This window comes from Bradyrhizobium sp. SZCCT0153, assembly GCF_018129995.1.
GTDB lineage: Bacteria > Pseudomonadota > Alphaproteobacteria > Rhizobiales > Xanthobacteraceae > Bradyrhizobium > Bradyrhizobium japonicum_G.
The window spans coordinates 726653-750569 of sequence record NZ_JAFCKS010000002.1; the positions used below are offsets into that span (position 1 = coordinate 726653).

General features: G+C 65.5%; 7 protein-coding genes. 3 read left to right on the forward strand and 4 right to left on the reverse strand.

The annotated features are described in order from the left end of the window. Window positions 1–114: 114 nt before the first annotated feature. Together JQ572_RS11155 and JQ572_RS11160 are read right to left on the reverse strand one after the other, a co-directional pair. Window positions 115–741 (reverse strand): alpha/beta hydrolase, encoded by a 627-nt coding sequence (locus JQ572_RS11155; protein WP_211383049.1) that lies wholly within the window; start codon window positions 739–741, stop codon window positions 115–117. Beyond that, window positions 738–1676 (reverse strand): ring-cleaving dioxygenase, encoded by a 939-nt coding sequence (locus JQ572_RS11160; RefSeq protein ID WP_211383050.1) that lies wholly within the window; start codon window positions 1674–1676, stop codon window positions 738–740. Before JQ572_RS11160 ends, JQ572_RS11155 begins: the two co-directional genes overlap by 4 nt. A gap of 128 nt (window positions 1677–1804) precedes the next feature. On the opposite strand from JQ572_RS11160, the gene JQ572_RS11165 reads away from it, so the two are divergent. After that, entirely contained in the window at window positions 1805–2728 is a 924-nt protein-coding gene (locus tag JQ572_RS11165; protein ID WP_211383051.1) for a LysR family transcriptional regulator, read from the forward strand. Here the strand turns inward: JQ572_RS11165 and JQ572_RS11170 are convergent. Then, window positions 2721–5414, reverse strand: a complete 2694-nt coding sequence (locus JQ572_RS11170; RefSeq protein WP_211383052.1) for a hybrid sensor histidine kinase/response regulator — start codon at window positions 5412–5414, stop codon at window positions 2721–2723. The two genes, JQ572_RS11165 and JQ572_RS11170, sit on opposite strands and share 8 nt — an antisense overlap. Beyond that, window positions 5411–6442 carry an ABC transporter substrate-binding protein gene (locus tag JQ572_RS11175; protein ID WP_211383053.1) on the reverse strand — a complete coding sequence of 344 codons (1032 nt, stop codon included), beginning with the start codon at window positions 6440–6442 and terminating at the stop codon, window positions 5411–5413. The genes JQ572_RS11170 and JQ572_RS11175 overlap by 4 nt, the downstream gene beginning before the upstream one ends. A gap of 296 nt (window positions 6443–6738) precedes the next feature. On the opposite strand from JQ572_RS11175, the gene JQ572_RS11180 reads away from it, so the two are divergent. Together JQ572_RS11180 and JQ572_RS11185 are read left to right on the forward strand one after the other, a co-directional pair. After that, window positions 6739–7482 (forward strand): hypothetical protein, encoded by a 744-nt coding sequence (locus JQ572_RS11180; protein WP_211383054.1) that lies wholly within the window; start codon window positions 6739–6741, stop codon window positions 7480–7482. A 71-nt stretch (window positions 7483–7553) separates the two neighbouring features. Continuing rightward, window positions 7554–23912, forward strand: coding sequence for a leukotoxin LktA family filamentous adhesin (locus JQ572_RS11185; protein ID WP_211383055.1), 16359 nt, complete (start codon window positions 7554–7556; stop codon window positions 23910–23912). Window positions 23913–23917: the final 5 nt, after the last annotated feature.

A 23917-nucleotide genomic window follows, 5' to 3' on the forward strand; every position in this document is an offset into this window, starting at 1 on the left:
GGCAAGCGGAAATTTCCGGCAGGGTGGTGCCCAATTGCGCAGATGCGGCGGAAGCTCGCTTGGCCAGGATTTCGAAGCGGCGCACCGCGGATGGCGGTGCGCCGCTTCTGGGGATCAAGCCGCTTCCGCGGCGACGTTGCCGATCCAGTCGCGGGCGAGCGTGACATCGGCCTGCGACAATTGATGGCGTGCCGGCAGGACCTTGTGAGTCACGTCGGCGCCTGCCTGCGACAGCAGCGCCGCGAGGCGTGCCGAGTTGCTCGCCGGGACGATCGGATCGCCTTGTCCGGACAGGAGCAGGACGGGCTTGCCGCCGAGTTCAGCCTTAGGCGAATCCGACAGCGGCACCATCGCGCGGAGCAGGATCGCGCCCGCCAGCACGTTCGGCTCTAGCAGCAACAGCGCGGCCGCGATGTTGGCGCCGTTGGAGAAGCCGACCGCGACGGGCGCGGCGATGCCGTAGCGCTGCCGTGCCTCGCTGACGAAGTCGCCGAGCTCGTGCGCGCGGCGGCGCACGTCTTCCTCGTCGAACACGCCCTCGGCAAGACGGCGGAAGAAGCGCGGCATGCCGTGCTCGAGCACGCGTCCGCGCGGCGAGAGCAGGGCGGAGCCGGGCGAGATCATCTTGCCGAGCCCGAGCAGATCGTTCTCGTCACCGCCGGTGCCGTGCAGCAGCAGCAGCGGTGGGGAGCCCGCGCTGGTCGCGGGCTCGAAGCGATGGACGAATGAGGTGTTGGTCACGACACGCCCTCCTCCAGGTTCGGCAGCACGCCCTCGATCTGCTTGCGTTGCGCTTCGAGGAAGCTCGGCAGCTTCAGGTCACGTCCCAGCGTCGCCACGGGCTCGTCGACGGCGAAGCCGGGGACATCAGTCGCGATCTCGAACAGCACGCCGCCGGGCTCGCGGAAGTAGATCGAGCGGAAGTAGTTGCGGTCCCTCTGCTCGGTCGGGTGCAGGCCGTGATTGCTCACGAGCTTTTGCGCCATCTTGCCCTGTTCGGCATCGTCGGCCGCGCGGAAGGCGATGTGATGCACCGAACCGCCGCCCTGATGCCCGCGCAAGAAGCCCTTGGCCTCGTAGATGTCGACGACGCTGCCCTCGGCATCGCCTGGGGCCTTGAAGCGGATCACGGAACCTTCGCGGCCCGTTTCCTTGAAGCCGAACACGTCGGTGAGGACCGCCGCCGTCTTCGCCGCGCTGTCGAGCAGCAGCGTCACGCCGTGGAAGCCGCGGATCGCATGCTCGGCCGGCACATCGCCATTGCTCCAGCCCGGTTCGTTCTCGGCACCGGGGATGCCGACCAGCGCGAGCGCCATGCCGTCGGGATCGGTGAACGGCAGCACGGACTCGCCAAAGCGCTTCTCGAGCGCCTCATAAGCAATGCCCTTTTCGGTGAAGCGTTGCGTCCAGTAGCCGAGCGAGCGCTGCGGCACGCGGAAGGCGGTCTGATGGGTCTCGCCGACGCCGCGGCGCCCGGCCGGCACGCCGGCCCAGGGGAAGAAGGTCAGGATGGTGCCTGGCCGGCCGGTCTCGTCGCCATAATAGAAGTGGTAGGTGCCGGGATCGTCGAAATTGACCGTCTTCTTGACGAAGCGCAGGCCGAGATCCCAGGTGTAGAAGCCAAAATTCCTGATGGGGTCGCCTGCAATCGCGGTGACATGGTGCAGTCCAGACATTGTCGTCCTCCAAAACTCTGGCAGCGTCTTGCTCTGACCGGAAATATCGTTCCGCTTTGGTTTGGAGACAATCCATGCAAATATGACGTCTATGTCTACGATTTGGAAACAATCGCGGAGGCCGGCCCTTGGATAAGGTCGCCAGCCTCCGGGCCTTCGTCAAAGTGGTCGAAAGCGGCAGCTTTGCCGAGGCCGGCCGGCAATTGCGGCTGTCGCGCTCGGCGATCAGCAAATACATCGCCGACCTCGAGGAGAGCCTCGGCGTCCAGCTCCTGAACCGGACCACGCGGCACGCCAGCCCGACGGAGAATGGTCAGCGCTATTTCGAGCGCGCCGTCGTCATCCTCTCGGAGATCGAGGCCGCCGACCAGGCGGTGACGCAGGCCCAGTTGGCGCCGCGCGGCCTGTTGCGCGTCAACGCGCCGATGTCGTTCGGCACCATGCGGCTCGGGCCGGTGCTCGCCGACTTCATGGCGCGTTATCCGGAGCTTCAGCTCCAGATCGTGCTCAGCGACGATCTGCTCGATCCGGTGCAGGACGGCTTTGACGTGACGCTGCGGATCGCGGAATTGGAATCTTCGAGTTTGATCGCGCGAAAAATCATGCCGGTGGCGCGCATGATCTGCGCCTCGCCGGATTATCTGGCGCGCCACGGCACGCCAAGGCATCCGCAGGATCTACGCGAGCACGCCTCGCTGACCTACGGCTTCCTGCTCACCGGCAATCAATGGAAGCTCACCGGCGCCGACGGCGATCACTGGATCCAGCCGGCCTGGTCGCTCTGCGTCAACAACGCCGAGGTGCTGCGCGACGTCGCGATCAAGGGCAGGGGGCTCGCGCTGCTTCCCGAGTTTATCGCCGCGGACGCTTTGCGGAAGGGCGAGCTGCGGACCGTGCTGGACGTCTATTCCGCGCCGCCGCTTGCGCTCTATGCGGTGTATCCGCCGACGCGGCATCTGTCGGTCAAGGTACGGCTGTTCATCGACTTCCTGGTCGAACGTTTTGGCCGGGAGGAGGAGGCAGGCGCGCGTAAAACCGCTGCGGCTAACTGAACGAGCGCTGTTCGGTGCCGTGAAGCAAATCGTTCAACGAATTCATCGAAGCCCGCCGAAGCGCGGCAAGTTCACGCGCGGCACTCTGGCATTCGGGAGGTGACATCAAGGGCGCCGCCAACTCGATGTCGCGGCAACGCTCGAACAGGCGGACGAGGCCGAGCGCGCTCGCCGCGCTGCCAAGCTGGTGCGCCAATCGCGCGAGCTGCTTGTGATCGCCGGACGCGGCGGCCGCAGTGATGTCGGCGATCAGCTTTTCGCCGGTCTGATCCAGCAGATCATGAAGCTTCGCAATCTGTGAGGCGCCGAGCAGCTCTTTCTGGTCGTCGAGAAAATGCTGGTCGATCAACGCGCCGGTCGCAAGCGGAGCGTCGGTCGCGGCATGCTCGGGCTCGTCCTCGATCGCCTCGCGAAGCGCGTTGATCAGGATCGGCTTGCTAACGACCTTGGTGATCCCGGCGCCTGCGAGCCGCTCGCGGGTGCCGCGCGACACATCGGCAGTCACGACGATGATCCGCGGCATCGGCTGCAGCGGGAGGTGCCGAATGCGCGCGGCCGCCTCCACGCCATCCATGTCGGGCATGTGCAGATCCATCAGGATGACGTCGAACGTCTGGTCGCCGGCGAGCGCGACCGCGGCTGCGCCGTTCGTTGCGATCGCGCAACGGTGGCCGAGCCGGTTCAATATGGCTTCGCCGACCTCGCAATTAACAGGGTCGTCATCGACCAGCAGGACGCGGCACTGCCGCGATGGCGGCGAAGGCGCGCCTTGCGCGGTGCCGCTGGCGGCGTGGCCGAGCGGCACTTCAAACGTGAACGCGCTGCCGGCGCCCGGCGTGCTCTCCACCGTCAGCTCGCCGCGCATCAGCCGGGTGAGGCGGCGCGCGATCGCAAGTCCGAGGCCGGTGCCGCCGAACCGCCGCGCAATGCTGTCGTCGGCCTGGACGAAATCCTCGAAAATCCGCTCGTGCATGTCGGGTGCGATGCCGATGCCGGTGTCGCGAACGGTGATGCGCAGCAGGATCTGGTCATCATGCCGCCCGGCGGCCGCGTTCAAGCCTACCCCGCCGCGCGGGGTGAACTTGATCGCATTTCCGATCAGATTGAGCAGGATGCGGTTGAGCCGCACCGGATCGCCGTGCACGGAAGTGTTGACCGTCGTATCGCAGGACAGGTCGAAGGTCAGTCCCTTGCCGAAGGCCTGCGGGCGCATCAGATCGGCGGCCGTCTCGATGAGCTGGTCAAGCCGGAAGTCACGCGTCTCCAGCGCTTCGACGCTGGCTTCCAGCCGTGCGTATTCCAGGATGGCGTCGACCAATGCGATCAGCGTTTCGCCCGATGCGGCCGCAGTCGCGAGGTGACGCCGCTGGGCATCGCCGAGGCCGCCGTCGTCGAGCAATTGCAGCACGCCCATGACGCCGTTCAGCGGCGTACGCAACTCGTGGCTGACGACCGCGAGGAAGCGCGATTTGGTTTCGTTGGCAGCCACCGCCGCGCTGCGCGCGCGCTCGGCGGCGTCGTGCTCGGCAAGAGCCTGGTCGCGGGTCTTCTCCAGCTCGGAGGTGCGCTCGATCACCTTGCGCTCCAGCGTCGCGTAGGATTCGCGCAAATGCGCGGCCATCCGGTTGAACTGGTCGCCGAGCGCTTCCAGCTCGTCGCCGGTCTTGATCGCGAGCCGCAGGCCGAGATCGCCGCTGCCGATCCGCCGCGCGCCCTGCGTCAGGATCTGGATCGGCACGGTCATGCGCCGGCTAAGCCAGAGCGACACCAGCACCGCAATTGCGAGAAGGACGACCAGGAGAAACGTCGAGCGTCCGATCGATGCATAGATCGGCGCGTAGGCTTCGGTGAGCGGCAGCTCGACGAACACCAGCCAGCCCAGCGAGGGGACCGTTGCGTAGGTCGACAGCACGCGCTGGCCCGACAGATCCTCCTTGACCAGGCCGTTCGAGGGCGGCCCCACGCCATCGAGCGCGGCGCGGACGTCGGCATGGCCGGAAAGATCGCTCCTGCGCAGTGCCGGCCATAAATCGGGATGCGCGATCAAGACCCCCATGCGGTCGACCACGTAGGCCTTGCCGGTATTGCCCACCCTGATCCCGGCGACGAGGTCCCAGATGAAGCGCAGATTGACCTCGGCGACGATCACGCTCGGATCGCGGCCGACGCCGCGCGCGGCGATCGTCATGAACGGTTCGGTGTCGCTGAAGAAGTAGACCGGCCCGTAATAGGTGCGGCTCTCGTTGGCGCCGCGGAAGGCCGGGGTGGCAGAGAGGTCAGCTTTGCCGCCGACTCTGTCCGCGACACGGCGCGACACGCGCACCTGCTCGCGGCCCTGCGAGTCGAGCTCCGCAATTTCGGCGATTGCGGGCGAAAGGCGCAGGAGGCGGATGGCGTTCAGACGCTCGTCTTCGTTCGAGGACAGCTCCGGCGGCAGCCGCGAGAGCCATTTGATCTGGTTTTCGATCTGGCCGATGAACTGGCCGATCTGAATGGCCGCGGAAGCGGCCTGCTCGCGCTGGGTCGCCGCGAGAAGTTGCTTCTGCTCGCGGTAGGAGAACCAGACGTCGAATCCGGTGCTGATCGCAAGTGCTGCAAAGGCGAGGGCGACGATCGAGTAGAGATATTTGCGGAACAATCGGCCGGGAGGCGTCGGCAAATGCTCCTGGTCGACCGTCTCGTTCACTCGCGGATCTCGTCGGCGCGCGCGAGCAGCGTGAATGGAATCGTCAAATCCAGAGCGCGGGCGACCGTGCGGTTGATCAGGAGGTCGTATTTCCGCGGCGATTGCACCGGAAGATCACCGGCCTTGGTTCCGCGCAATATCAGGTCGACGTAGTCGGCCGAGCGCACTTCGAGTGTCGGCCCGTAGCTCATCAGCCCGCCCACATCCATGAAATAATGGAACGGATAAATCGTGGGCACGCGATGGCTCGCCGCAGCCGTCACGACGGCCTTCCGGTTGACTACGAGAAAGCTGTCGACCAGCGCAACCATCGCGGCCTTGGGCGGTTCGGAAAAGCGCCCGATGGTTTCGTCGATCTCCGTCGGCGCGTTGACGGGGGCGGGGACCACGGACACTCCGGCCGTCGCGGCCTCCTGCTCGATGGATTCGAGGAAGAAGCGGCCGCCGCGAGGTGTGGTCGCCGGGTTGAACAGGACGCCGACGCGCGCAAGATCCGGCACGGCCTCCCGGATGAGCTGGAGCCATTTGCCGCCCATCTCGGCGGTGCTGTTGGTGAAGCCTGTGACGTTGCCGCCGGGATGCGCGAGGCTCTCGACGAAGCCGTTGCCGACCGGATCGTTGGCGGTCGCGAAGACGATCGGGATGGTCTTGGTGGCCGCCAGGACTGCCGCGGTATCGATCGTCGAGCCGGTCACGATCACGTCCGGCTTGAGCTCCATCAATTCCCGGACCGCGGTCGCGAGCTTGTCCGCTCCGCCGAAAGTCGAGCGGAGCTCGAATCTGAAGTTGACGCCTTCGACCCAGCCTCGCTGCCTCAAGCCGACGATGAGGCCACCCAGGCGGGAGGACGGGCCGTCGATCATGCTTCGTCTGGTCAGTTCGTCGTCGAGCGGCAATGCCGTCAGCGATGCGACCACGCGCATGCGATCTGACGTTGCGCCGAGCGCAATCCAGCCTGCCGCGGTTGTGCCTGCAAGCCGTATGAAGCCGCGGCGATCGAGCGCGAGCGCGGAAGGCCGTTCGGTCATGGAATTCTTTGCACGATGGTCGGTCCCAAGCCGGTTGCTTAACGCGAAAGGGCGGTGTCCACAATTGATGAAAAAATGCGCTTATGAATGTTCGTTCGCAGCATTCGGCAGTCCGATACCGTATTGCTGTCCCGGCCAAGGAGTCGCTGTTTCGAGCTTTGTCTGCTCCGTGCCGATCTGTAACGCATTGTGGCGTTGCAACATTTTCCGCTTGGGTTGCGAGGTCGGTCCGGAGAAGTCGATTTCGTAGCTGCCGATTTTTGAAGCGCTGTTTCAAGTTGTTTCGAAGGTTTTCAATGCGCAAGATCTATCTCGTTCCGGCCCTCGTTGGTCTGCTCACCTCCGTTGCAGCCGGGCCCCTTGCGGCCCAGGGCGCCGTGCCGAAGCAGAAAGCCGCGCCGGCGCCGAAAGCTGCCGCAGCCGGTACTGCACCCACTGCCGCCGGCGCGACGTCGGCAGCCGCCGCCGAGACAGCGGCCGCAGACGACAAGATCAAGGCGATCGACGGTTTCCGTTCCGCCAAGTTCGGCATGAACGAGGCCGACGTGCGCGCGGCGATGTCCAAGGATTTCGGCGCCAAGCCCGACGCGGTCAAGGCACAGGACAATGCCTCGGAATTGACGCACAGCCTGCTTTATTCAGCGCCCGACCTGCTGCCGAACGGTGGCACCGCCGAACTCTCCTACGTGTTCGGCTACAAGTCGAAATCGCTGATCCAGGTCGGCGTCGTCTGGTCGAAGGGCACCGACGCGGCGATGACGCCGGAGAAGCTGTTCTCCAACGCCAACATCCTGCGCGCCCATTTCCTCAGCGAGGGATTCAAGCCCGACTCCATCGCGGTCAACATGCCCGTCAACGGCGGCATCGTGATGTTCCGCGGCAGCGACCCCAGGGACCGCTCGGTGATCCTCCTGCTCCAGGGCACGTTCGAGAACAAGGAGAACAACCAGCGTGTGCTGACGCCGACCAGCCTGCTGCTGTTCTACGTGGCCGACGCCAAGAGCCCCGACATCTTCAAGCTGCCGCCCGGCCAGTTCTGATGCCGGACAGCCGCACGACATTCTCCCACCCGGTTGTGGATCGGCGCCAATGCCGATGACGAGGATCTGAAATGCGCAGGCCATCTGCGAGGCGAGACAATGCCGAGCTGACGCTGCGGGGGCTTGCGCGCTTCCGTTCGATGTCACTGCTCTGCGCGCTGCAGATGGTCTTCCTGCCGGTGTTCAGCGTGCGCCTCCAGGCACAGACGGCGAACGTGATCACACCCGATGGCCGCACCGGGACCAGCCTTCAGACCTCCGGCAGCGTCACCAACGTCACGACCTCGACGGTCTCGGGCAACAACGCCTTCAACTCGTTCTCGCAGTTCAGCGTCGGGCAGGGCAACACCGTCAATCTGCAACTGCCGACCGGGACGCGGAACCTCGTCAACATCGTTCGCGACGCGCCGGTCTACGTCAACGGCACGCTCAATTCGTACATGAATGGTGCGATCGGCGGTAACGTCTATTTCGCCGATCCCAAGGGTTTCGTGGTCGGCCGCAGCGGCACCGTGAACGTCGGCAGCCTCAACGTCTCGACGCCGACGCGGGAGTTCACCGACAGCCTGATCGGTGCGCAGGGGCAGATCAACGGCTCTGCCGTCGGCCATCTGATGGCGGGCTCGTTCCCGGTCTCGCCGGACGGCAACATCCGCATCTACGGCCGGGTCAACGCCATCGACGGCGTGCGCCTGACCGGGCAGAACGTCTTCGTCGGCGGTGCCAGCCAGCGCGACATCGCCAATCTCGATCACGCCGCGAAGTTCGCAGCCTCGGTCAATTCCAAGGGCCTGCGCAGCGCCAGCGCCATCACCGTGAGCAACGGCTCGATCCATATCGGCGCGGTCAACAACGCCAGGATCAACGGGCGCCTGACCGCTCGCAGCAAGACCTCGACGCCGAGCAACATTACGGTGCAGGCCGGCAACAACATCGACCTCGGCAAGAACGCCAGGCTGAGCACGGCGAGCAGGACGGGAGATGCCGGCGGCGTTCTCGTCAAGGCCGTCAACGACGTAACCGTCAGGAGTGGCGCGAAGTTCAATGCCAGCTCGAAGATGGGCAATGCGGGCCTGGTCGAGCTGAGCGGAAACGGCGTCATCGACGTCGGCAGCGGGGTTACCATCAACCTCAGCGCACCGGCCGGCCTGGCTGGCACGCTGCTGATCGACCCGACCGATGTGGTCATCGGTGACGCAAGCCAGGGCGACACCGGCGTGACGCTGTCGAACAGCTCGGTCGCCAACGCCATTGCGGCGCTGAGCGCCGGCGCCACCTATCTGGTCCAGGCCGACAATTCGATCACGATGCTGGCGCATGCGCTGGTCGATGCCCGACGGCTCGATGCCAATGGTCATTCGACAGGCAATGCCAACAACGTCACCATCGACGCGCCGAATATCACCATTTCGAGCGGCGCCAGGATTCTAGCCCAGGTGGTCGATTTCGGTGGCTCCCACTACACCAACGGCAACGTCAGGCTGACGGCGACGGCGAGCGACACCAGGCTGTCGGGCCAGGCCACCGCGACCACAGGGATCACGGTCGACGGCCAGATCACCGGCGGCGACATTTCGATCGGCGCGACGTCGATCGCGACGTCCAGCTTCACGAGCTCGGTCCCCGGCCTCTTCACGCTGGTGGGCACCACGCTTGCGGCCTCGCTTCTCGGCATCAACGGCGGCTATGTGGCCGCGAGCGCCACGGCGACGGTCAACATCAACGGCAACGCCAACATCAACGGCGCCGGCAATATCATGATCGCCTCGCATGGCTCGGAGACGGCGCAGGATCCGGCGATCGCGAGCACCTTGCTCGGCGGCTCGCCGATCGGCGCCGCCGCGGTCGTCGGCAAGCTCGACGGTAACGTCACGACCAACGTGGCCTCCGGCGCCACGATCAGCGCGGGCGGCAACCTCGCCATCCACGCCACCAACGACGCCACGCTGAACGTGACTGCGGTCGCGGCGACCTCCAGCGCGCAATTCATCGAGACCGTTGCCTATTCTACCGGCTCGGTCTCGACCACGGCGAACGTCGCGACCGGTGCAAACCTTTCCGTCGGCACCGTGATTGCATCCGGCAATTCGCTGACGCTGCGTGCGATCAACAACAACTCTTTCTCGACCGGTGCCACGTCGGTTGCGCTGAGCACGCCGAATGCGAGCGGCGGGATCGGCGGCGCGCTTGCCATCAGCGACGTCACCACCTCCGCGACCGCGAAGCTCGGCTCGTCGCTTGGCGCCAGCGCCTCCTCCCGGATGAACGGCTCCGTGACGGTCGAGGCGACGTCGAACACCACGAGCAACTCGACCATGGCCTCGACCATCGTCGGTACGCCGGCCCTGATCGGCGCTATCCAGGAGTTCATGGTTTCCTCGCCAACCCTTAGTCCGCTGATCGCCCAGCAGATGGTCCCGCTCTTTCCGGTGAACTTCGATTTGAAGGTTGCCGCCGCGCTGTCGCTGGCCAACAGCACCGAAAACGCGACCGCATCGATCGGGCAAAATCCAAGCGGTGGCACACCCAGCCTCTATATCAACGGCAACGTCGCCGTCGTCAGCACTCTCATCGACCGGGGCGTGCGGAGCAACGCGACGGCTGCTGCGATCACGTCGAACGCATCAACCGGCGAGGGGGTTGCGATCAGCGCCGCGGTCGCCTGGGGCAATTTCAACCACAATTCAAACGCCTATATCGGCGGCGGCACCGTGATCAACGCAGCCAACATCGCGGTCGACGCCAGCACCTGGATGCCGATCACCAATACCTGGCTGAAGTGGGACGGATTGACCGAGGTTCTCAGCCACCTCAACGGCAATCTCGGCGTCGGCGGCAACATCCTGACCAGTTATGCCAACGCCACGGCCGACGCCGGCGATACCGCCGCCGTCGCCGGCTCGGTGAACCATTTCGTCGTGGACAACAACACCACGGCGTGGGTGGCCAGCAGTGCCAGCCTGACCGCGACATGCACGACGGCGGCTTGCGGCAGCAGCTGGTCCGCGACGGTGAACAACGGCGACGTCCACGCCTACGACTCCAGCATCCAGATCGCGGCGACGACGACGACGGCCTCGATCGACGCCGCCGGCAATGTCGGCACGCTCGGCTTCCTGCCCGGCAACACGTCCGGCGGCTCCTCGGTGGGCGGCTCGCTCAATTTCGTCCAGTTCAACACCAGCACGATCGCCGGCGTTTCCGACCAGGCGACGCTGCGGGCGGCGGACGACATCGCCGTCAACGCGATCACCTCGGACCAGTTTGTCGCGGTGGCGCCGTCGTCCGGAAAGGCGGCCGGCGCGCTGGCGCTGAACGGCATCACCTCGCTCGGCTTCCTCAACAACACGACGCACGCCTCGATCTCCAGCCAGGCCAGCGTCTTTTCTCCGACGCTCAACATCCTGGCGCAACAGGACCTGTCGGTCGTGACGATCGCCGGTGCGGTCAATGTTGGCGGCGGCTCGGCGGTTGGATTGTCCGTTGCCTATCTGGGCGCGAATATGGATACGTCCGCCTATATCGGCGACAACCATTCCGACATCCGGCCCGGGCCGTTCAGCACCGACGATCCGTTTGCCGGCAACAGCGGCGGAAGCGGTTCGGTCAACGTCGACAACCTCACGATCAGCGCCACCACCTCAGGCCGGATCACGTCAGCGGCCGTCGCGGCTTCGATTACCGAGCCCTCATTGTCCAGCTTCGCCGACAAGGCGGGCGCCGCCAGCGCCGCCGCGACCGGCGGGCCGGCCGGAATTGCGCTGGCTGCAAACAAGATCAGCTCGAGCTCCGGATCGAGCACGAACGGCTTCACCATGGACCTCGCGGGTAGTTCGTCGGTGAGCGACGTCTCGCTCGGAACCAGTGCTTATATAAGGAATACGTCGGTCAATAAATTCACCACGGCGACCGCGGCGAACACGGGCACGATCGTGCAGGCGCTCAACGACACGATCCTCAGCAACGGCTCCGGCTCCGCCGCGGCCAACATGTCGGGCTCGTCGGCTCAGGGAGCCGCCGTCGGCGCCGCCATTGCGGCTGCGATGTCCAGCAATGCCACGCTCGCCTATATCTACGGCACCACGATGCAGAACCAGACGTCTGTGACGGTGCAGGCGCTCAATGGCGGGTCGGAAACCGTCGTCGCCATCGGGGTTGCGGGCGGGACGTCAGCCAATGCGGCCGCGCTGTCGGGGTCGGTCGGCATCATGACGGACAGCGCCAACGCCTACATCGAGAGCTCGACCATCACGGGCTACGCGACGGGGACCAATCGCGCGATCGAGGTCGACGCCTATCAGACCACGAACATCGCAATCGGCGGCGGCTCGCTCTATGTGTCCGGCGGTAAGGCCGGTGTCGGCATCGGGCTGACTTACGCGTCGATTGCCGATCCCACGGGCGGCAATGCCACTGACGCGCATATCCGCAGCACGTCGATCTCGAACTATGACAGCCTGCTGGTGCTGGCCGACAGCGCCAGCGTCATTGCCGCCGGTGCGGCCACGGGCGGGGCAGGGGCCAACGGGCTTGCCGGTGCGATCGTCGTCGACGAGGTTACGCCCACGACGACGGCCTATATCAACAGCAGCTCGACTGTGAACATCAACGTCGGGCGCGTGACGGTGCTGGCGGACAGCGGCGCTGTGTCGGACCTCGATACCGCGCTCGGAAATCTCGTCAAGAAGTCGAACAATAATCATCTCGCATCGGACACGTGCACGGCCGCCGCCGGCAATGGCACGCAGAACTGCATCGATTTCAGCGCGGCGGCGCTCAACGATGGCATGGGTAACGGTCCGGGCGCCAGCATCATCTCCGTTGCGGGCACCATCCAGGCCGGCAAGAACAATGTCGGCGCCTCGATGGTGTACGATACCATCGCGACGACGCATTGGGCCTATATCGCCAACGTCCGGATGTCGGCCCTCGGCAGTGTCAGTGTGAATGCTGTCGACACCACGAAGATCCAGTCGGTCACAATCGGATTCGGCCTGGCGACCAGCCAGTTTGCCGGCGTCGGCGGCATGACGATCAGCTCGATCGCCAATACCGTTTCGGCGGCTATCGGAAACAGTCAGTCCGACACGACGCAATCGACCGTGACGGCCTCCAACATCTCCGTCAGTGCGAGCGACAATTCCAGCATCACCGGAACGGCCGCTATCGCGGGCGCCTCGACGCAGGGCAGCGCTGCTGGTCTCGCGCTCGTCTACAGCAGCATCGCCAACAATGTCGGCGCCGGCGTCACCGGCTCCAAGCTGACCGCCTCGGGCAATCTCGCCGTCAGCGCGAACTCGAACGCCAGCATCTCGACCGTTGCCGTCGGTATCGCGATGTCCTCGCAGGTCGGCCTGGCCGGTTCGGTCGCCACCAATCTGCTGGGAACCAACGTCACCGCCGGCATCACCGCTGCCGGCACCAACGGTATCAACGGCGCCGATGTGACCGCGAACAACAATGTTGCCGTGATCGCCGGCAACAACGACAAGGCGGCGGTATTTGGCGGCGCCGTGTCGATCAGCAAGGGCGCGGGCGGCGCCGCGGGCTCGCTGGTGACCAGTCAGATTACCGGAACCACCGCGGCCTATATCAGCGGGACGAACACCAAGGTCGATGCGCGCGGAACCAGCGCGACCGATACGCTGTCGGTCAACAACGGCACGCTCGTTCATGCCTTCGATCTCGGCGCCGCACAGACGCCGAGCGACAACACGCCGGACCTCTCCGAGAACCAGGACACGGTGCGCGGCCTTGCCGTCGTCGCGAGCTCGCACCAGGCGGTCGTGACCAACGTGGCGTCGCTCGCCGCAAGCAGCGGCATTGCGATCATGATCAACCCGATCACCAATGTGATGAGCGGAGCGACCCGGGCCTATATCGACAGCGCAGCCATCGACTCTCGCCTGACCTCGTCGACGCTGGCGCCGCAGATCGAGGTCGCCGCCTCGAGCTTCTCCTATTCCGGCGCGTTGGGCGTCGGCATCGTGCCGCCCACCGGTAGCGGCGGCGGCGGCGCCACCATCATCAGCACGACGATGTCACGCGACACGCGCGCCTACATTACCAATTCCACTGTCGGCGGCGTGTCCTCGTCGAGCCCGACGGTCGGCGCCGTCACCGTGAAGGCCAATGCCGAGCAGGACGCGTCCTCGATCGCGATCGGATTCAACACCGGCTCGGTCGGGCTGAACGTCTTCCAGGCAACGACGGAAGCCTATGTCGATGGCGGCGCGCTGACGGCGGCGTCACTCACGGTAAACGCCAACAACAACACCGGCATCTTCTCCGCGAATGGCTCCGGCGCCTATGGCAGCCAGGCCGCGATCGGCGCGGCGTTCCTGGTCCAGGTGTCATCAAACCGGACCGAGGCGTATGTCGGTGACGAGTTCCACTATCAGGGCAACGGCGCCGCGCATACGACCGCGCTCAATCTGAGCGGCGCGCTCGACGTCGAGGCCAACACGAAGAATCGCTTCGAGGCCTATGCGGTCGGCGGCGCGCTCTCGACCGGGACGGCCGCGATCGCCGGTATGGCCAACATCGAGATCGCCAGCAACACCACCATCGCCGGCGTCTACGACACGACCCTGCAATCGGTCACCGGCGGGGCCGCCGGCGCGGTCACCATCAACGCGAACGAGGACGTCGCGATCAAGGAGATCGCCGGCGCGCTCGCGATCGGTGCCAGCGGAGGCGGCGTCGGCGTCGGAGCGGCCGCCAATGTCATCGTGTTCAAGAGCCAGACCACTGCCGAAAGCCGCAACAGCAATCTGAACTCGTCCGGTGCGATCAATGTCGGCGCGCTCAGCACCAAGGAAGTGCTGTCCTACGCGGTCACCGCCGGCATCGGCGGCAGCGTCGGCATCGGTGCGACCGTCGGCGTCATCATCATCGGCACCAACACGGCCGATCCGGATACGCAGGGCGAGCAGACCGGCCAGCTCAATCAGGGCGGCAACGGCACCATCGCGTCAGTAAACGCCGGCACCAATTCCTCGCACGGCAGCAACGCGGTCGCGAGCGGCACAGCTGGCAATCCGAACAATGCCAATGTGACGTCGACCTACGACGTCAGCAGCGTGCTCACGGGCGGCAATGACGGCGTCACCGCGCAGATCGCGGGCGGCAACGTCACGGGTTCTGAGGTCCATGTCGCCGCCACCAGCGCCAATGCGGCCAAGATGTACCTGCTCGGCGCCGGCTTCGCAAAGAACGTCGGCATCGGTGCTGGCATCGGCTACACCAGCGTCGACAGCAGCGTGCTGGCCAATCTGAGCGCGGTCGTGTCCGCGCCCTCCGTCAGCGTCGCGGCGGTCGTCAAGGACGCCAGCACCGGGCCTTATGCCGGCAAGACCATCGACACCGAGGCGATCGCCGGCGGCGCGGCGCTTTACTTCGGCGCGGACGCGGCCGTGGCGGTCGGTAACGTTGCCAACACCGTGATGGCACAGCTCGGCGGCCAGGTCACCGGCACCGGCGGCACCGGCGTCGCCGTCATGGCGCAGGACTCCTCGACCCAGGTCGTCTTCACCGGCGGCGTCACCGGCGGCGCCGTGGCCGTCGGCGCTTCCGTCGCCACCGCGGGACGATCGAGCTCGGTCGCGGCGAAGGTTCTGGACGACGCCACCGTCAATGCCTCGACGCTGGCGGTCGGTGCATCCGGCGCCGGCACCATGACCACGACGTCAACCGCACTCGGCGGCGGTATCGTCGCCGGCGTTGGTGCGGACGCAGAGGCGCACGAGAACTCGTCCGTACTGGCCGAGATCGGATCGGGCGCCTCGATCACCACGTCCGCGACCGGCGTCGGCACGCTGGTGACCGCGTCGATCATGCCCAATCTGTCGAGCAGCGCGATCGGCGTCTCGGTCGGCGGCGGCGCGGTCGGCGTGGCCGTCGCCAAGTCTACGGTCGGAGCCACGGTCACGGCCGATGTCGGCGACAATGCCGACTTCTCGGGCGGTGCGCTCGCCGTGACCGCCATGGCGCTGGTTCCGACCAGCGGCACGACGACCTACGCCTGGGCGCTCGCAGGGGGCGGCGGCTCGCTGATCGGCGCGCAGGGCAGTTTGGCCATGGCTTCCGAGAACGCGACGGTCAGCGCGTACGGCGGAACCGGGATTACGCTTCCCAACGGCGATGTGGTGATTGCGGCTGAAAACGACAGCAGCCAATACGCCCAGGCGACCGGCCTTTCGACCGGGTTCCTGGCACTGGGTGCGACCGTCGCCCAGACGTCGTCGATCGCGCATACCTACGCCTATCTGGGGGCGCCCGCGGATATGGACGCGACCCATCTCAATCACACCGACTACACCGGCATCCTGCAGATCACGGCCACCGGCAAGGATACCAACGTCTCCAGCGCAACGGTCGGCGCGGGCGGCACTTACGCCGGCGCCGCGGCGGTCGCGACGACGAGTTCGACCGCCGTGACAGATGCGCGGTTCGACGGTGGCGCGACGGATGACACGCTCTATTTCGGCGGTCTCAATATCCAGGCCAAGCACACCACGAATTATGCCGCCAGCGGCGACGCCTATCAGGCGTCCACGGCCGGCGTCTCCGCCGGCAACGCGCAGAACGACGTCGACTCGACCACCACTGCCGAGATCGGAACGCATCTGATCATCAACTCGGCTGGCGGCGACATGGTCGTCATCTCCAACGACATCGTCAACCAGGCCGGCGGCGGCGCGCGGTCGGGCTCCGGCGGCTCGTTCTCGGGCGCTGCCGCGCTCAGCGACTCCCACGTCACCCAGACGGTCACCACCAATATCGGCGCCGGCACGGTCCTGAGCCTGAACGGCGATCCGCGGACCTCGGCGGCGGTGATCAACATCGAGGCCTACAACACGCTGAACACCAACGACACGGCGAGCCTGGCCACGGCCAGCTTCTTCGCCGGTGGCGGCGCCGAATCCAACATGACGGCGAACGCCACGCTTGCGGTCAACATCAATGCCCGCGAGCTGTTCAGCGTCGGCAAGATCTATATCGGCACGGCTGCGAAGATGGCGGCGGCCAACAATGCCAACGCCAGTCTCTACGGCGCGATCGCCGGCGTCGGTGCCAGCACCAACAGCTGGGTCCACGCGGACCAGGCCGTCAATGTCGGCGACCACGCCAAGGTCGAGGCCTGGGGCCAGATCAACATCTATGCCGGCATGTCGGGCGATACCATCACCTTCAGCAGCGTGCAGGCAACCGCGACGACGGTGGTCTACAACAACACCGCCGTTCCGATCTCCGCGCTCTACCGCGGCACGGCCAATGCCGGCGACACCACGAGCCTGACACTCGCCAACACCTCGAGCGTGCTCGGCGTACAGAACATTGCCCTGGGAGCGACCCAGGGTCAGGTCACGGCCTCCGGCAACGGCAGCAACTACAATCCGTATCTGGGCATCTTCAGCGCCAAGAACAGCGACAACCACAGCCACACCAGCGGAACCGGCGATGTCGCGCTCAATGGCCTGGTGGTGGCGGGCATCAACAACGATATCACAATCACGATCGACATCGGTGCGAGTGCGCCGACCGCGAGCACGACGAGTGCTTACTCGTCACTGCTGTCCGGCGGTTCGTCGACACCCACCCTCGAATATGTCGCCGACGTCGATCACTTCAACCCGATGATGAGCTGGAACCATCAGGTGGTCCAGTACACCATCGTCGGCGGCTTCAATCCCTACCAGAACGTCGTCAACCAGCTCGTCACGCTGACCGGCCTGACCGAGACGCAAATCCGCTCGCAGCTCGCGGCGGCGACGCCCGCGGCGCCAGCGACGATGTCGCCGTCCGGCACCGATCCGACCGGCGACATCCAGCGCCAGATCAACACATTGATCCAGCAGGCGCCGTATACCTCCGACTCCCCCGGCAACGCCTTCGCATTCGGCGACATGCTGGTATCCGCCGGCAACGTCTCGATCCTGGCGCAGAAGCTGACTGGAAACAGCGGCACGAACCCCGCGGCGCCCGCGGTCATCGCGCGCAGCTCGCCGATGATCAAGATCGAGAACAAGGGCCTCGACTTCATCGACCTGGCCAACCTCACGGTCACCAATGTGACCGGAGGAAACATCACCTATCGCCAGATCGACCATGTCGACCCGGATTCGCACTCCAATGTGACCTTCACCGCCACACCGAGCGCGACGCCGATCATCGACATCTCGGCCACTTACAACCGCCTGGATCCCTTCAGCGGGCTCGGCGTCGACCAGAACGGCAACCAGCTGACCCGCACGCCCGACATCTACTTCGACGGCGCCGTCAATAACGAGAACGGCCTGCTCAAGATCACCAACAATCTCGGCAGCATCGTCGCGTCGCAGTCGCTCAATGCCGCGACCGTCCAGATGGTGGCGCCCAACGGCTCGTTCGTCTTCCTGGGCGGCCTTGGCAGCTTCTACACCTCCAACCACGATGTTCTCTCGCAATGGGCGGGTGTCGAATTCAAGCCGGCTGACGATGACACGCTGACGGCGGTCATGGCGGCGGCGACCTATCTCGGCGCCTATGGCGACTACGCGACCAGCCCGCATATCGGCGCGGGCGGCGGCCACCCGTATTCCTACTATTGCTGCGTCGACGGCAATACCGGCGTTCAGCAAACGGCGAGCAGCAGCACGATCTTCACCGCGCGCATGCTGGATCTGTACTACGACGGCCTGTCGCTCTATTCGGCGATCTTCCTGCCGATGGGCCAGGGTGCGCCGGGCAACGGTAATCCCAACGCCGGCAGCGTGCCTAACGCCGCTACGCTCGCGATCATGGAAGGGCCGACGGTTCAGACCATCTCCACCGCGCCGTGGGAACGGGATACCTATACCGGCCAGGGCGTCTACAGCAACACGACCTACGATTACACCACGACCTCGACAGATTCCCAGGGCAACACCACCACCACCAACCACACGTCCACGTTCTACTCGCCATTCAATTGCGCGGGGTGTTCTGCCTACTTCCAGGTCGTCAATATCCAGCCCGACGTGATCACGCCGAGGACCGCGCAATCGAACTCTTCCTCGAACAATAGCTCGACCGCGACCGCGGGGTACCAAACGCCCGCTAACGCGCCTTTCATCTTCGGCAAGGCGATCATCATCTCGGCTGGCGTCATCAACATCAACGGCACCATCCAGAGCGGCACGAGCAGCGATTACTCGGTCGATATCGGCGGCGCCGCGTTGACCGCTATCAACACCCTCAAGACCAGCAACAATGGCGCGGACTTTGCCCAGGCCCAGGCCAACGCGCGGAACGGCAGCTATTACGACATCACGGCCTCTGCGACGACGGAGGCCGCCAGCGACATCAAGATCGGGGTGAAGTACAACGCTCTCACCGACCAGATCATGGTGAACGGCGTGGTGCAGGGCTCGGGCGGCTACGTCTATTTGAACGGAAAGATCATCTCGACCTCGACCCAGGATGGAGTTTCCCAGGGCACTATCGCGGTCAAAGGCGGCGCCGGCTCGATCACGGTCAACAACTCAACCGGGCTCCAGCTCGTCACCAACACCATCAATACCGGCGTCAGCGCGCCGAGCGTGATCGAGATCGTCGATCAGCTCCAGCAGCAGACGACGTGGTACGTCTACAATCCTTCCGCTGCGGGCAGCCAGCAGGTGTCGACGTATCGGACGAGCGGCGTCAATGCGAGCCAGTACACCGACTCGATGCTGACCGGCCTCAGCGGCACGGCAGGCATCCAGTACGCGCCGAAGGCAAACATGTATTACCAGTGGGTCGATACGGCCACGCTCGATCGTCCGACGGACTCGACGCAGTTCGACTACGGCTGGCATTACACGCCTAATTCGACCACCGGGCAGAACTGGACCCGCACGATCAGCCTCGTTTCGAATGTGATGCAGGCCACGGGCGGCGGCGGCAACACCGGCCAATTGCAAAGCAGCAACTTCCAGGAAGTCGTCACCGCGACCGGCGGCTATCACAGCGGCGGCGGCGGCACCCATCCCGAGAAGTGCTGCGGCGCGGACGGCCAATACAATTGGTACCAGGAGATCTACGATCACCTGACCCTGACGCTGACGAATACGGTCAAGGCGTCGAACCCGATCAACATCTCGTTCAGCGGCGGCGGCAACAGCACGGTTTCGGTCACTTCGAACTCCGGCATCGTCGTCAACGGTCCGATCAACAACCTCTCGGGCACGACGACGGTCAGCGCCACCGGAGCCAATTCGGCCGTCACCTCCGGCGCGGACGCGAACAACCCGATGATATCGGGCAGGAGCGTGATTCTCTCGGCGGATGGCGGTATCGGCACGATCGGCGCGAACGGTGTTCCCGTCCAGGTGCAGGTCTATGGCGGCAGCCTGACGGCTAGTTCGATCGACCACGACATCGCGATCGCGGCCATCGGCTCGCTTTCGATCAACCAGGTGAAAGTGAATTCGGCAGGCAGCGCGCCGCCGCAGGGCAGCGTCTCTATCTCGGCGACCGGCGACATCAACTCGGCGTCCCCCTACAACGGCGCCAACCCCGTCGTGACCGGCAAGAACGTCGAGATCGACTCCACCGCCGGCGCGATCGGCGCGACGAGCAGCGTCGTCAATGGCGCGTCTACCCTGACCAACATCAATCCGCTGGTGATCCAGGCGACGGGCACCGCGCAGGCCGGCGGCAGCGTCGATGGCGGCGTTCTCGACAGCGCCTCGGCCACCGGCACCTACATCGTCCAGTCCAAGGGCGATTTGCGCCTCGGCACGGTCCAGTCGAGCGGCGGCCCGGTGTTCCTGGAGGCGGCCGGCTCCGACGGCAATCAGGCCAACATCCTGAACGGCCGGGCAGCGGTGGGTCTCACCCAGGCGCAGAGCCAGCATCTCCAGGACGTCTGGGCCAGCCTCGACCTGCTCAGCGGCAACGCCGCCACCAACGCCGTCAACAGCTACCAGTCAATGGTGACGTCGGCCTATAACGACTACTTCCAGCTCAAGAACATCGCCTTCGCGAACGGCAGCACCTACAACCCGACCTCGGTGGGCCTGACGGTGCTTCGGGCGCAAGTGGCTGCCAAGCTCGGCATCGATCCGGCCAACGTCTCGACGATGGACATGAAAGTCGAGGCCACCACGCGGTTCCTGAGGGACCAGTTCCTGCTCGGCAAGATCACCACCGACGAGCTCAAGAGCTCGCTGACGGCACTGCTTGGCACCGCCCCCGCAGATCCGCTGGGGGCCGTGTTCGGCAGCTCGCTGTCGTCGGCGTTGTTCACGAAGCTGTTCGACGGCGTCTCCACGGCCAATCAGCGCATGCCGAGCAACACGGCGCTGCAGACAGCGCTGAACTCCTACAATGCGGGCTACGCCTACACGCTCGCATCGACCGAGCGGGTCTACGGCATCATCACCGCCGGCGCGCAGTGGACGCAGAGCCAGCTCGCCTACACCGTGTCCTCGTCGGCCGTCGGCGCCGCACCGCCGCCGATCGACGAGAACGTCGTTGCCAATGTCAGCGCGAACCAGATCATGCTCTACGCGCCGCGCGGCTCGGTCGGCAATTCGGCCGCGCCCCAGACTTTCAACTTCACCAGCGTCGATTCCTCGGCGCTGTCGCCGGAGCAGAGGGGATTGCTCGCGACGGCGGGTCCCGGCCAGCTCACCGTCGGCGCGACCACCGACCCGACGACCCATGTCGTGACCTATACGGTCAGCTTGTCGCAGCAGAACCTCGTCGTTGTCGACAATCCGATCGCGATCTCGGCCAAGGCGCTGACGAATGTGTATCTCGGCAGCAAGAACAGCCTCACGCTCGGCGGCATCACCGCGAACTATGGCCCGATCGCGGCCGCACAGGCCAACGGCATCGAGGTCACCGGCCGCGGCGACGTCAAGCTCGACGCTGTAACCAGCATCAGCGCCGCCGCCGGCGTGACCGGCACTCCGGTGATATCAGGCGATATCGGCAACCTGACCCTGATCGCCGAGCATGGCAATGTCGGCGCCTCAGGGGCAGCCGGAAGCAATCCCGCGACCAACGCGAACGCGATCCAGATCGCCTTCGCCGACCCGGCCAACGACCAGCTCGACCAGGTCTCGTCCGCTCAGGGCATTTATGTGAAGCAGACCACCGGCGATCTCATCCTCGGCAATATCTCCGCCGGCAATGCGATCCAGCTCGCGGCGAGCGGCAGCATCTACGCCGAAGCCGGCTTCACGGACCGTTCGGCGATCCATATCCTGGGCACCGACCTTGATCTGCGCGCCGGCGGCAACATCGGCTTCAATGGCTCCATCTTCCAGCCCTTGCAGGTGAATATCTCGGGCAGCGTAACCGGCTCGGCGTTCGGCGATCTCAGCATCCTGGCGGTCACCGGCGATCTCGTGATCGGCGCGAGCGGCGCCTACGGGACGGTGACGGCCGGCGGCGCACTGACGTTGAACGTGCCGCGCGGTGCGCTCACCATCAATGCCGACATCACCAGCGACGGCCTGATGCAACTGCTCGCCAACCGCGGTTTGACCTTCGCCGCCGGCTCCAGCGCAGCGCCGGTGGTTGCGACCAGCAGCTCCGACGGTATGACGCTGGTCGCCGCGACGCTGTCGATGGGCACCTATTCGGCCATCAACGCGGCCGGCGTGATCTCGGTGACCACCACGGGCGATGCGACGATCGGCCAGCTGAATTCGTCGCTGTCCTATGCGGCGGCTTCGAACGCGCCCTCGATCATCGTCACTGCCGGTGGCGTCGCCTCGCTCGGAGCGATCATCGACAATGGCGACGGCCAGACCAAGTTCGTAGCGTCCGGCGCGGGCGCCGAAGTTTCGTTGAGCGCATCGAACGGCATCGGCAGCGCGACGAGCCGGTACGACTTCAACGCTGCGCGGCTGTCGGCAAGCACGAGCGATGGCGACATCTATCTGAAGGCTCTGACCGACACCGAGGCGAGCCTGCTGTCCGCGATAAAGGGCAGCGTGGACATCGTCGGCACAGGCGAGCTGACGCTCGATCAGGTGCTGGCGGGCACGGCAACCGGGGCGAGCGGCTTCTTCAGCGCCGTTACCAACAATGGCAGCATCGTCATTGGAACCGCCGACACCAGCGGCTCGCAGACGGTCCACGCCAGCCAGAACGTCACGTTCAAGGCGCTGGCGGCCACTGGCAATAGCGGCGACATCGGCAACGTCACCGTCACTGCCGACAACGGCTTCATCCTGGCGCAGACAGTGATGGCGGGCGGCGTGCCGACACTCGGCTCGGTCTCGGCCAACGGCTCGGCGCGGCTGATCGCGGCAGGGACCAACACCGGTCATAACCTCACGGCGTCGACCGGCAACGCGGTGCTGCAGGGCACCGTCGTCAATTGGGACAATCTCAATGTCGGCGGTTCGCTCGGCATGACCGCGACGACAGGTGCGATCACGCTCGGCACCGCCGTCAGCGGCGGCACGCAGACCCTGCACGCCGCGGGCGACATCGTATTCGCCCAGCTCACCACCACAGGCATCCCCGGGGATGCCGGTGATATCGACCTGCGCGCAGATGCCGGTTCGATCCGGGGTGGATCGATCTTCGCCAACGGCGACACGCACTTCGCTTCGGCGGGATCGGTCTCGCTCGACCGGATCAGCGGCTCCACGATCAAGCTGTCCTCGCCGGGTGACCTGACCATCGGCTTCGTCAGCGTGCGGAAAGAGCTCGACCTCGCGGCCGACACGATCAACGTCAGGGGCGAGCAGATCCGCTCGACGCCGCAGATCCCGCTGATCATGAACGTGACGGGCTACAACGGCGGCACCGCGACCTCGGCCAACGTCTCGATCGATCCTGACAGCATCATCATCAACCAGTTCAGGGTGGTGGACGCCAACTTCTGGACCGACGCGCGGGCCGTCGCGATCCTGAGCGGCTATGTGCCTGGTCAGCTCATGCTCACCACGGCGACCCAGCAGGTGTTGCTCAACAACCGTACGCCGGCTCCGTCCAACTGGCCGACGCTTCAGCTCTATCAACCGGGTGGCGTGTTCACGATGAGCCAGGTCGGCAACGCCAATGTCAGCAACGCCTATGTGGTGTTCTACACCGGTGACATCTCGGCGACTGTCACCAACTACGGGCCGACCCACACCTGCTGCAACGACTTCACCGGCGCCAGCATGATCCGCAACATCTCCGTCGACGGCGAGGGCAGCGAGAGCATCGAGACCTGGCTCGCGAAGAAGGACGGGGGCACGTTCTACCTGCTCGGTCTCTCCGGCCAGGCACGGCTCGACGCGCTGCTGACGCCGCGGCCGGTCGAGACCATCGGTTCCGGGCCAGCCGTCAACATCGAGGGATTGAGCGACATGCGCAAGCTGCGCCGCCAGGGGCAGCGCGCGGGGCGCACGGGCTGGAAGGACGCGGCGGTTGAGACGACGAAGCCGGCGGTCGGCCGGCTCGCACAGGCGTGGTAATGGGA

Bases quoted from the DNA above. Each gene is read 5' to 3' on its own strand.
- JQ572_RS11175 (WP_211383053.1), bottom strand. From the start codon at position 6,442: ATGACCGAACGGCCTTCCGCGCTCGCGCTCGATCGCCGCGGCTTCATA.
- JQ572_RS11180 (WP_211383054.1), top strand. From the start codon at position 6,739: ATGCGCAAGATCTATCTCGTTCCGGCCCTCGTTGGTCTGCTCACCTCC.
- JQ572_RS11185 (WP_211383055.1), top strand. From the start codon at position 7,554: ATGCGCAGGCCATCTGCGAGGCGAGACAATGCCGAGCTGACGCTGCGG.
- JQ572_RS11160 (WP_211383050.1), bottom strand. From the start codon at position 1,676: ATGTCTGGACTGCACCATGTCACCGCGATTGCAGGCGACCCCATCAGG.